At 32.6% G+C, this 12,611-nt stretch carries 10 protein-coding genes; 8 read left to right on the forward strand and 2 right to left on the reverse strand.

From position 1 onward, the window contains the following. Positions 1–48: 48 nt before the first annotated feature. The 3 genes from MW871_RS05565 to MW871_RS05575 all read left to right on the forward strand — a co-directional run bounded on the left by MW871_RS05565 (position 49) and on the right by MW871_RS05575 (position 3,734). On the forward strand, positions 49–2,442 hold the full coding sequence (locus MW871_RS05565) for a TonB-dependent siderophore receptor (RefSeq protein WP_248427865.1): 2,394 nt from the start codon (positions 49–51) through the stop codon (positions 2,440–2,442). A gap of 125 nt (positions 2,443–2,567) precedes the next feature. Next, complete coding sequence (locus MW871_RS05570; protein WP_248427867.1) at positions 2,568–3,116, forward strand: PepSY-associated TM helix domain-containing protein; 549 nt, start codon at positions 2,568–2,570, stop codon at positions 3,114–3,116. 66 nt (positions 3,117–3,182) lie between these two features. Beyond that, the gene (locus MW871_RS05575) at positions 3,183–3,734 is read left to right on the forward strand and encodes a hypothetical protein (protein WP_248427868.1); all 552 of its coding nucleotides are present in this window, start codon (positions 3,183–3,185) and stop codon (positions 3,732–3,734) included. Between the two features lie 89 nt (positions 3,735–3,823). Here the strand turns inward: MW871_RS05575 and MW871_RS05580 are convergent, their stop codons facing one another. Next, complete coding sequence (locus tag MW871_RS05580) at positions 3,824–6,457, reverse strand: valine--tRNA ligase (protein ID WP_248427870.1); 2,634 nt, start codon at positions 6,455–6,457, stop codon at positions 3,824–3,826. A 160-nt stretch (positions 6,458–6,617) separates the two neighbouring features. Here MW871_RS05580 and MW871_RS05585 point away from each other — a divergent pair, with 160 nt between their 5' ends. Beyond that, positions 6,618–7,004, forward strand: a complete 387-nt coding sequence (locus tag MW871_RS05585) for a DUF1573 domain-containing protein (RefSeq protein WP_248427872.1) — start codon at positions 6,618–6,620, stop codon at positions 7,002–7,004. 56 nt (positions 7,005–7,060) lie between these two features. Here the strand turns inward: MW871_RS05585 and MW871_RS05590 are convergent, their stop codons facing one another. Then, positions 7,061–8,389 (reverse strand): aspartyl protease family protein, encoded by a 1,329-nt coding sequence (locus MW871_RS05590; RefSeq protein WP_248427874.1) that lies wholly within the window; start codon positions 8,387–8,389, stop codon positions 7,061–7,063. A gap of 127 nt (positions 8,390–8,516) precedes the next feature. On the opposite strand from MW871_RS05590, the gene MW871_RS05595 reads away from it, so the two are divergent. From MW871_RS05595 to yidD, 4 genes are all read left to right on the forward strand, one after another. Next, positions 8,517–9,722 (forward strand): pyridoxal phosphate-dependent aminotransferase, encoded by a 1,206-nt coding sequence (locus tag MW871_RS05595; RefSeq protein ID WP_248427876.1) that lies wholly within the window; start codon positions 8,517–8,519, stop codon positions 9,720–9,722. Between the two features lie 268 nt (positions 9,723–9,990). Continuing rightward, positions 9,991–10,662 (forward strand): GTP cyclohydrolase I FolE, encoded by a 672-nt coding sequence (folE, locus tag MW871_RS05600; protein ID WP_188050146.1) that lies wholly within the window; start codon positions 9,991–9,993, stop codon positions 10,660–10,662. A gap of 125 nt (positions 10,663–10,787) precedes the next feature. After that, the gene (gene cysS, locus MW871_RS05605; protein ID WP_248427878.1) at positions 10,788–12,266 is read left to right on the forward strand and encodes a cysteine--tRNA ligase; all 1,479 of its coding nucleotides are present in this window, start codon (positions 10,788–10,790) and stop codon (positions 12,264–12,266) included. Positions 12,267–12,317: 51 nt separating this feature from the next. Next, a complete protein-coding gene (yidD, locus tag MW871_RS05610) occupies positions 12,318–12,566 on the forward strand; it encodes a membrane protein insertion efficiency factor YidD (protein WP_188050144.1) in 249 nt (82 codons plus the stop codon). Positions 12,567–12,611 lie beyond the last annotated feature (45 nt).

Raw genomic sequence — 12,611 nt, forward strand, 5'->3', positions numbered from 1 at the left:
AGGTTTTATATTTGCATCGTTATTTTTAATTATTCCAAATAAAGAATCATGAGCAATCAAATTAAAGTCCTTTTCATCTTATTATTTACATCATTTTACATACAAGCACAAGAAACCGGAATTATCGAAGGAAGAATACTTTCTGCCGATGGATTTCCGCTAAAGGGAATTGCTATTAAATTAGGCAAAGAAGCAAAAACTACTGAAACTAATGATAATGGTGAGTTTAGTTTCAAAAATTTCCCAATAGGAAGCCATACTATTACATTAGATGGAATCGGAATGAAGAGACAATCTAAAGAGATTAAAGTTTTACCAAATCAAACTAATTTTGTGGAGTTTAAATTAATCGAAGAAATTACCGCTTTAAAAGAATTGGTAATTAGAATTAAACAAACCCCAAATAAGAAAAAAGAAACTGTTTTATCTGGTCTGAACATTAAACCAATTGATTTGCCACAGAGTCTTCAAATTATAGGACATCATGTTATTGAACAGCAACAGTCTGTACGATTGAGCGATGTAATCAAAAATATAAATGGTGTATATGTTGGTTCAGCACGTGGAGGCGCATCAGAAACCTTCTGGTCTAGAGGATATGATATGTCTTCGAACAATATGTTTAAAAATGGATTCCGTTTGAATAGCGGTTCGATGCCGGAAGTTTCTTCGCTTGAAAGAGTGGAAGTACTTAAAGGAAGTGCTGCCTTATTATTTGGTAACGTTGCTCCAGGTGGTATCGTAAATATGGTTACCAAAAAACCTTCATTTAAAAGTGGTGGTGAAATTAGCATGCAAATGGGAAGTAATTCTTTCTATAAGCCATCGATTGATATTTATGGTCCTTTAGACAAACATATTGCATACCGTTTTACAGGTTCTTACGAGAACTCTGAAAGTTTTAGAGACGTGGTGAAAAAAGAACGTTACTATATAAATCCATCTGTACTTTTTAAAGCGAGTGATAAAACAGAAATTGTATTACAAGGAGATTATTTACATGACAATTGGACTCCCGATTTTGGAACAGGTATTATTGGAAAAACTATTGTTGATATTCCAAGAAATACTTACTTAGGTGCTGATTGGTCTAATGGGCAAACTAGACAAGCGAGTGTTTCTGGATTAGTAAAACATGAGTTAAATGAAAATTGGAAACTGAATTTTAATAGTTCATTTCAAAACTTTGAAAGAACATCAAAAGGAACAGAACGTGTTCAACCAGCAGCAAACGGTGACTGGAGTCGTCCATTAGGTCAAAATAAAAATTCAGAACAAATTATTGGAGAACAATTTAGCGTACAAGGTAATTTTCAAACCGGTAGCGTAAAGCATCAATTGTTTACTGGAATTGATTTTGAAAATTCTTTTTCTCAAGGATATACATACACTTTTACACCAAATACTTATGGTAGTGGAAATATATTTGACCTTGATAATTTCAATCAAGGCGGAGCAATGCCAGAAGGGACAAATACTAAAATTGTAAAAACAGATACCAACCGTTTCGGAATTTATGCACAAGATTTAATTTCTCTTACTGAAAAATTTAAAGTACTTGCAGGAATTCGTTGGTCATGGCAAGAAGCGCAAGCAACTAGTCAAGATTTAACTCAAACTCCTATAGTAATAAAGGAAGATGCAAAACGTATTGATCAAGCCTTTACTCCAAAAATTGGTCTAGTATACCAACCTACTAAAGACATGTCGTTGTTTGCTAGTTATTCCAACTCGTTTACACCAAACTCAGGAACAACAGTAGATCTAAAAGTAATTAAACCATCTATAATTGACCAATATGAATTGGGAATTAAGAAAGATTTCTGGAGAGGTTTCTTGAGTACTAATGTTACTTTATACCAAATTGAAAACAGTAATTTAGCACAAACTGCTGAGTTTAAAGCAGACGGATCAAGCAATACTGATTCCTCTATAAAAGTATTAAGTGGTGCAACAAAAAGTAAAGGAGTTGAACTAGATATTACAGCAAGACCTACAGAAGGTTTAAGCATTATGGCAGGATACAGCTACAATGACATGCGTTATACTAAAACTTCAGGTCTTCAAGGAAGTGCTATTGAAGGTGATCGTTTGACAAGAACACCTGCAAATACAGCTAATTTAAGTTTCTTTTACACATTGCCTTCCGGAATATTAAAAGGATTATCAATTGGTTCTTCTGCAAATTATATCGGAAAACGTGTTGGCGGATGGAACAACCAATATAAATCAAGCGAACCAAATGGTATATTTGATAGAGAAATTCCTTTAGATGGTTACACCACAATCGATATTTCTGCTGGTTACCAATGGGGGAAATTTTCAATCCTATGCAAATTATCTAATATTACAGATGAGTTAAATTATACGGTGCATGAAAACTACAGTGTAAATCCAATTGCTCCTCGTCAAGTAATGACTTCATTAAAATATAAATTTTAAGAAAACTTAAAATAGAATTATAAAAAACTTTTTTCTGTAAGGTCACAAATTGATCTTGCAGAAAAAAGTTTTTATTTTTTATATCAGAATAAGTTATTTTCGCAAATAGAAATCGAACACATAAAATGAAAAAGAAAAACTTTCGTAATTTACATAGAGATTTAGGCTATTTTTATATTGGTCTTATAATTTCCTTTGCCTTTTCTGGATTGATGATGAATCATAGAGATTCTTGGCATCCTGAAAAATATACAACGGAAACTAAAATGATTCAGGTGCAACTTCCAGAGGAGAACCAAATCAATGAAAAATTTGCTGAAGCGTTGGGTGTAAAATTAGGAATCGATGATAAACTCCGAAAACACAGCATTAAAAAAGGGAGTTTGAAAATTTCGTTTGAAAATCATGATCTCGAAATTGACCTAAAAACAGGAAAAGGGGAAATGGTAACTTTTATAAAAACACCAATTATTAGTCAAGCGATGAAATTGCATAAGAGCACTTCTAATTTTTGGATATATTATTCTGATATTTTTGCGTTGAGTTTAATCGCTATAGCATTAACTGGAACCATAATGGTTAAAGGCGGAAAATTCAGCTTTAAAGAACGGGGTTGGAAACTAGCTTTAGCTGGAGTTTTATTTCCCTTACTATTCTTATTTTTATTATCTTAGTAGAAACAAGTACTGCTAAAATAATTTGCCAAATTACAAATAGAAAACAATTATCTACATTGAAATATGAAGCTCTCTCTAAAAAATTTACTTTGCCTTTTTGTGTTATTATTATCTACTTCTTGTATTTCTAAAAAAAATAGCAAACTTAGGACGAACAACCAATTCAATGAGAAATATAAAGAAAGCGTAAAATCTTTCACAGGAACATTAGACGCCACCCAATACAAAGAAATTAGAGCTTTATTTGAAAAGGAATTAAACACTACTTTGCCCCAAGATAAAAACATATTAATAAATTACAGTCAGAAAGCAGAAAATTGTATTTCACCAGAAATAAATAAAAGAAAAAAATCAATTCAAATTGACAATAAAATAAAAATTTCCCAATCAATCAGTGCCCAAAACAATACTATTGATTTCTTCGTTTATACGGAAGATAACTTTGATAAAGAGAAAGTAAATTTTATTTTAGACTCAGGATTTTTCTATAATAAAGTATTTACGCTTCACGAAAATTGTGCTGCTTTCTTTATTCTCAAATCTAATGGAGATTTCATGAAATTTTATGGTGAAGATTATTACAGTCAGGTTATCTACTTTTTAAAGAAAAAGTAATTTTTTACTATACCTTTCAAATAAAAATAAAAAATCCCAATTCTGAATAATCAGAATTGGGATTTTTTAATATCTAAAATGTCCAAAATCTATTTCAATCCAGCTAAACTTTGCTCGATCGTTTCAATTTTAGCAAGTGCATCTGCTTCTTTTTGTCTTTCGTTTGCCAAAACTTTTTCTGGTGCACCAGCTACAAATTTCTCATTTGCCAGTTTATTTTGAACTGATTTCAAGAAACCTTGCGTGTAAACCAACTCTGCAGTTAGTTTTGCTATTTCAGCCTCTACATCTATACTTCCGGTAATTGGAATAAAATATTCATTTGATTTTACTCGGAAAGATAAAGCGCCATCCACTTTGTCTGAGACATATTCTAATGTAGTAATATTGCCTAATTTGGTTACAACCGAATCAAAATAAGTCGAAGTTTTATCATTATTAATCGCTTTCAATTCAATTGCATCTTTGAAAGGAATATTCTTGTCTTTACGGATTGTTCTAATACCTGAAATTACTTCAATTGTATTTTCGAAATCTGTAATTAGATTGGCGTTAAATGGTTTCATTTCTGGCCAAGTAGAAACAATTAAAGCTTCCTCAGTCGTTCTTTCAGCTAAAATTTGCCAAATTTCTTCTGTCAAGAAAGGCATAAATGGATGCAATAACTTCAAGTTGTTTTCCAACATTTCAATCGCTTTCGCAAAAGTTACGCTGTCAATTGGTTGCTGGTAAGCTGGTTTTATCATTTCTAGGAACCAAGAACAGAAATCATCCCAAACCAATTTATAAATTGCCATTAAAGCATCAGAAATTCTATATTTCTCAAAATTATCTTCAATTTCTAAAAGTGTTTGCTGCAATTTGGCTTCATACCATTCTATTGTTACTTTAGAAGATTCCGGTTGCGCAATAACATCTGAAACTTCCCAACCTTTAATTAATTTGAATGCATTCCAAATTTTATTGGTAAACGCTTTTCCTTGTTTACACAACTCTTCATCAAACATAATATCGTTTCCAGCAGAAGCGCTCAAAAGCAACCCTACACGAACGCCATCGGCACCAAATTTCTCAATTAAATCTAATGGATCTGGTGAATTCCCCAATGATTTAGACATTTTACGCCTTTGTTTGTCCCGAACTAAACCTGTCAAATATACATTTGTAAACGGTTTTTTATCGGTATATTCATACCCTGCAATAATCATACGAGCCACCCAGAAAAACAAAATATCTGGACCAGTTACTAAATCATTCGTAGGATAATAATATTTAAAATCCTCGCTTTCTGGATCCATAATTCCTCCAAAAACAGACATTGGCCATAACCAAGAAGAGAACCAAGTGTCTAAAGCATCTACGTCTTGTGTAAGATCAGAAATTTGAAGTTCATGGTTAGCCGTTTTTTCTTTGGCTAATGCCAAAGCTTCTTCAACAGATTCAGCCACTACAAAATCTTCTTTTCCGTCGCCGTAGAAATAAGCAGGAATTTGTTGTCCCCACCACAATTGGCGAGAAATATTCCAATCGCGAATATTATTCAACCAATGCGCATAGGTATTATTAAAACGTGCTGGATGTAATTTAATATCGCCATCTACCAAAACAGATTGTATCGCTGGTTTAACTAAATCCTCCATTTTCAAGAACCATTGGTCTGACAAACGAGGTTCGATCACCGCTTTTGTTCTTTCAGAAGTTCCTACTTTATTCAAGTGAATTTCCGTTTTTGCCAAAGCACCAATTGTTTCCAATTCTTTTGCAACTTCTTCACGAACTACAAAACGGTCTTTTCCTTGGTAATGCAAACCAAAACTATTTAGTGTAGCATCTTCATTAAAGATGTCTACTATTTCCAAATTGTGTTTTTCACCCAAAGTCTTGTCATTCATATCGTGAGCAGGCGTTACTTTTAGGCAACCTGTTCCAAATTCGATATCTACATACTCGTCTTCGATAATAGGAATAATTCTTCCGCAAATCGGAACGATTGCTTTTTTTCCTTTCAAATGAGCAAACCGCTCGTCATTAGGATTGATACAAATCGCAGTATCTCCAAAAATGGTTTCTGGACGCGTTGTAGCAATTGTCAAAAAGTCTTCGGTTCCTTCAATTTTATATTTTAGGAAATACAATTTCCCTTGTTGTTCTTCATAAATAACTTCTTCGTCAGACAAAGTCGTTTTCGCTTCTGGATCCCAGTTTACCATTCTGTAGCCGCGATAAATTAATCCTTTGTTGTATAAATCCACAAAAGATTTTATAACAGATGCTGACATATCTGGATCCATTGTAAACTTGGTTCTCTCCCAATCGCATGAAGCACCTAGCTTTTTAAGTTGATCTAGGATAACACCACCGTATTTATCGGTCCATTCCCAGGCGTGCGCCAAAAACTCTTCGCGAGTTAAATCATTTTTATTGATTCCTTCTGCTTTTAATTTGGCTACCACTTTTGCCTCAGTAGCAATTGATGCGTGATCCGTTCCAGGAACCCAACAAGCGTTGAATCCTTTTAGACGTGCTCTTCTAATCAATACATCTTGAATGGTATTGTTCAACATGTGACCCATGTGCAAGACTCCAGTTACGTTTGGTGGAGGAATTACAATGGTATAAGGTGTTCTATGATCTGGCTCCGAATGAAAATAATTGTTTTTCATCCAATAGTCATACCATTTATTTTCTATATTTTTAGCGTCAAATTGTGCAGGGATAGTCATATAAAGCAACTGTTAAAACCAAAATTATACTTTGGTCTGATATTTGTAATTTAGATAGGGAACAAAAGTAAATAATTATGTACACTATAAAAAGATAAATAAAAATTTGTGCATTAATTAAAAGAAACTATTTTTACTAAATGATTCAAAACAAATAAAAATGAAAAAAACAATAATTTTATTCGCATTAGCATTAATAAGTAGTATTGGTTTTGCTCAAAATGGACCTAAAATCGTATTCTCTGCGCCAGACAACACAATTGATTATGGCCGAGTTACCAAGTCCGAAAATGGCACACGTGATTTCATTTTTACAAACACAGGCAACGCTCCATTAATTATCACCAATGTACTTTCTACTTGTGGATGTACGGTTCCAACAAAACCAGATGAGCCAATAATGCCCGGTAAAACAGGAAAAATTACAGTAAAATACAATATGGCTCCCGGTCCTATTAGAAAAACAATAACTGTTGAATCTAATGCCGTAAATTATGATGACGGAAGAGTCGCTATAAAAATAAAAGGAGAAGTAATTTCTAATTAATTTTTAAAATTGATCCAACCAAAAATGCTTCTGAAAATTTTCAGAAGCATTTTTTTTTATAAAACATCTTCTAATTGGAATCTGAATATCAATATTTTATCTTCTCTTTCAATTTCTAAATTGATCCATTTATCGGTTTCCGATCTAAAAATGGCATTTATATGTTCTAAGGTCAGTTTATAAACTGTGTCGTGATTAATCTTAATAATTACATCTCCTTTTAGAAGTCCTGCTTTTGCCGCCGAAGAATTCTTACGAACATGTGCAATTTCATAAACAGGTTTCAATTGAAATTTATATTTGAAATCAGATTTTGTTGTATAAACCTCAGATTCATTAAACTTTGATGCAATTGGAATGGTTTCCATTGGTACTGTTTCTTGAACCCATTGCAATCCGTTGTGTTGCACTTCAATTCCACTTTTATTATAACTGAAAGTGCTAGAAAAATTGCCATTCTTTTTTAAAAATAGCTTTTGATTTTTATAATCAAAAACGACATTAAATCTCTTCATCACTTCACCGCCTACAGAACCCATTCTATCTGTAACCATGGTAACGTTTTTGATTGAAATAGAATCAGGAAAAGCAGCAATAAGGTTTTTAAATTCAAACTCTGCCAAATTAAATTTTTCAATTTTACCTCGCTTACCTTCAATATCACCACTAAATCCTTTCCCTAAGAAATCGTCAAAATTTTTCTGAGGAATAGCAATATTTTTTGAAGAATCTTCAAACAACCACACGGCATCACTATTACCAATATCAATTAATAATTTGACTTCACTCTCTTGAGCATTCAACGTGATTTTACTTTTTAAGTATGGTTTTGATTTCTCTATGGTAATTGGAATTGTGCTAAACTTTTTCTGAATCTTATTTTGATTTTTCTGAATGTCCCTGTAAACAATTATGTGTTTTTTTCGATAATTGATTTCGACTAAATTATTCCTAAAAAAAGGATTTCCAATTATACCGTTTACCGGAATCCCTATGTGAGAAGATAAATTGAACTCAGGATCTAAAACTATATATAGCAAATGACTACTCATTTTTAAGCCACCACATTCTAAAACATTGTTTTGCGATTTTAATCCTTCAACAGCCGTTTGATTTCCAAGTCCACGCAAAATCACTTTCTCTACGTTTATAAACCGAAAATCTTTTTTTTCTTCTAAACTAAAAAGTATAGTTTCAGAAACTCCCGTGTCTAGCAAAAAATTGAGTTCAGTCCCATTTACTTTGATAGGCACAAAAATTAAATTATTTATTATTTTAAAAGGTATTTTTACTCTATTAACTCCTTCTTCAAACAAAAAACCTTGTTGCCCGTAGATCGGAACAATTAATAAAGAAATTAGAACTAAAAAAAGCACTTTAAGCATTGTGATTCATTTAGATAAAAATAGGAAATTAATTGATTCAAAAATGTAGATTTAACAATATATACACTTTTTATTTGCAATAAATTCCGAAAAAAAATCGCAAATTTGCAATTCAATAATCAAGACTATGCCAAAAATATCTAACAAAGGCAAATTAATGCCAGAATCGCCAATACGTAAATTAGTTCCGTATTCAGAAATAGCTAAGAAAAAAGGGAATAAAGTATATCATCTAAACATTGGACAACCGGATATCAAAACTCCTGAAGTTGCCATGGCAGCTGTCAAGAACATAGATTTAACGATTCTTGAATACAGTCATTCTGCTGGTAATGAAAGTTACAGAAAGAAATTAGCTGCTTATTACACCAATCAAGGTATTCCTGTAAATACAGAAGATATTATTGTTACAACAGGTGGATCAGAAGCATTAATGTTTGCAATGGGAAGCACAATGGATCAAGGGGATGAAATTATTATTCCTGAACCATTTTATGCTAATTATAATGGTTTTTCTACTGCGTCAGGAATTAATGTAATCCCTGTAATCTCAACAATTGATACTGGATTTGCATTACCAGCAGTTGCAGATTTTGAAAAACTGATTACACCTAAAACTAAAGCTATTCTTATTTGTAATCCTGGAAATCCAACTGGATATTTATATTCTAAAGAAGAAATTATGCAATTGGCAGCATTAGTCAAAAAGCATGATTTATTTTTAATTTCTGACGAAGTTTATCGTGAGTTTACTTACGATGGTGATATTCATTATTCAGTGATGAATGTTCCAGGACTTGAAGAACATGCAATTATGATTGATTCTGTATCAAAAAGATACAGTATGTGTGGCGCTAGAATAGGATGTATTGTTTCTAAAAATAAGGAATTAATGGCTACGGCAATGAAATTTGCACAAGCAAGATTAAGTCCACCTACAATTGAACAAATTGCAAGTGAAGCAGCTTTAGAAACGCCACAAGCTTATTTTGATGAAGTAATTTCAGAATACAGAGAACGAAGAGATACTTTAGTGGAAGAACTAAATAAAATCGAAGGTGTTATTGTAAGCAAACCAAAAGGAGCTTTTTATTGCATTGCACAATTACCAATTGACAATGCAGATGCTTTTGCACAATGGCTTTTAGAAAGCTATGATTTGAATGGCGAGACTGTAATGGTTGCTCCAGCTGCTGGCTTTTACTCTACTTCTGGAATGGGATTAAATCAAGTTCGAATTGCTTATGTTTTAAAGAAAGACGATTTAATTAGTGCCGTAAGAATATTAAAAGCAGCGATTCCTGTTTATAATGCATTACAAACTAAAGCATAATAGATTAAAAATTCTCAATTCCTACTAATTAGAAAGGAGAATAAATTATTACAAAGGCAATAATCGCAAGGTTATTGCCTTTGTTTTTAATTCAAAAATAAAACTTGTAGAAGGATATTTTTGATTGATTTGTTGTTTATTTCATTCTGCATTTTAATAAAACAAAAATGGGTTTGCCATTAAATAATTCAACCTATAGAAATTCTTTAATTTTTATTATTTACCTTTACGCTTTAAATAAATTTACCCAATATAATAGTTCCTTTTAATGATAAATAAAGAAGAATTTCAAGACGAAATAGGAGATAATCACATTAGTTTATCCGCAAAAAACCCAGTGAGAGATGATGCTTTTGCCATTTCAGATGATGAGAAAATTGAAAAAATAAAAAAAGACGTTGAGAGTATTCTGCTTACACTAGGAATGGACTTGACAGACGATAGTTTAAAAGGCACGCCCAATCGTGTTGCCAAGATGTTTGTAAAAGAAATTTTTGGAGGTTTGAATCCGGAAAGAAAACCAAAAGCATCTACTTTTGACAACAACTACAAATACGGCGAAATGCTTGTAGAGAAAAATATCATTGTATATTCTACTTGCGAGCACCATTTATTACCTATAATAGGAAGAGCACATGTGGCTTACATTTCTAATGGAAGTGTAATTGGTTTATCAAAAATGAACCGAATTGTAGAATATTACTCTAAAAGACCTCAGGTTCAAGAGCGTTTGACGATGCAAATTGTTCAAGAATTACAACAAGCATTAGGAACTGAAGATGTTGCTTGTGTGATTGATGCCAAACACCTTTGCGTAAACTCAAGAGGAATAAGCGATATCGAAAGTAGTACTGTAACATCCGAATTTGGTGGAAAATTTAAAGACAGCGTGACTCGCAGAGAGTTTTTAGATTATATTAAACTAGAGACTAAGTTCTAAATTACTTTATTCGTCATTAAACAATAAACCCTAGCCCTGATTGTAGTGGAAATCCTTTTTATTTTTTCTTAAAAATCAAAAGATTGTAACGCAAAGCAGGAATTAGCTCCTAAAAAACAAACTAAATGCCTTTATACGAAACGCAAACACTCAAAATATACAATTCTCTTTCGGGAGAAAAAGAAGTATTTAAACCAATTCATGAAGGAAATGTGGGAATGTATGTTTGTGGACCTACCGTTTACAGCAATGTTCACCTAGGAAACGTACGAACTTTTATGTCTTTTGATGTGATCTTTAGGTATTTATTACACTTGGACTATAAAACTCGTTATGTGCGTAACATTACTGATGTTGGTCATATTGTAGATGATGTGGATGAAGGTGAGGATAAAATTGCTAAAAAAGCACGTTTAGAGCAACTAGAACCCATGGAAGTTGTGCAGCGTTATACGGTAGATTTTCATGATATCTTAAATGCTTTTAACTTTTTACCACCAAGTATTGAGCCAACAGCAACTGGACACATAATTGAACAAATTGAAATTATCAAAAAAATTATTGATAATGGAATTGGATATGAAGCGAACGGATCGGTATATTTTGATGTGGTAAAATTCAATAAAACCAATCATTACGGACGCTTAAGTGGTCGTAATATTGAGGATATGTTGGCAAACACGCGCGATCTTGATGGTCAAAGTGACAAAAGAAATCCACAGGATTTTGCGCTTTGGAAAAAAGCAGAACCACAACACATCATGCGTTGGCCTTCACCTTGGAGCGATGGTTTTCCGGGTTGGCATTTGGAATGTACTGCTATGAGCACTAAATATTTAGGCAATCATTTTGACATTCATGGTGGCGGAATGGATTTGAAATTCCCTCATCATGAATGTGAAATTGCTCAAAATGAAGCTTGTACTGGGCAAACTCCGGTAAATTATTGGATGCATGCCAATATGCTTACCTTAAATGGTAAAAAAATGGCTAAATCTACTGGCAACAATATTTTACCAAGGGAAATATTGACTGGAGATAATACTATTTTAAGCAAAGCTTTTTCAGCTTCAGTAGCACGATTTTTTATGTTGCAAGCTCATTATAGAAGCATTTTGGATTTCTCTGACGATGCAATTGTTGCTGCAGAAAAAGGATACAAACGTTTGATGGAAGCAATTAGTTTGCTAAAAGAAATAAACGCAAATACAAAAAGCACTATTGATATTGCAGCATGGAAACAGTCTTGTTATGATGCCATGAATGACGATTTTAACTCGCCAATCTTAATTGCACAATTATTTGAAGGTGTCAAATATATCAACTTATTAAACGATGGCAAAGAAAGTTTAAATCTAGCCGATTTAGAGCTATTTTCTAAAGCAATGAATGCGTTTGTATTTGATGTATTAGGACTGGAAGATGAAAAAGTTTCCGATAGCAATAACGACAAATTAGAAGGAACAGTAAATATGCTAATCGAAATGAGAAAACAAGCAAGAGACAATAAGAATTTTGCTTTGTCTGATCAAATTAGAGATCAATTGATAGCGTTAGGAATTCAATTGAAAGATGGTAAAGAAGGAACTACTTTTAGTGTTTAAAACTTCTTTTATAAGATTAAATCTAAAATACTAAAGGCAATTATCTGATATATGATTTCAAAAATTCTTATTTTTCCTTTTGTATTGTTAGTTCGGTTTTACCAAACAGCTATTTCTCCTTTTACTCCGGCTTCTTGTAGATTTGAACCTACTTGCTCCAGTTATATGATACAAGCGTTACAGAAACATGGTTTGTTATATGGTGGATTTCTAGGCTTAAAAAGGATTGTAAGTTGCAATCCATGGGGAAGAACCGGTTACGATCCCGTTCCAGAAAAGAAGTGCAAGCACGAACATTAACCTTTTATTGGTACGAACTTTTCTTTTATTTTTTATTTTTACACC

Origin of the sequence: Flavobacterium pygoscelis (assembly GCF_023162025.1) — a bacterium.
In the GTDB taxonomy this organism is placed as follows: domain Bacteria; phylum Bacteroidota; class Bacteroidia; order Flavobacteriales; family Flavobacteriaceae; genus Flavobacterium; species Flavobacterium pygoscelis.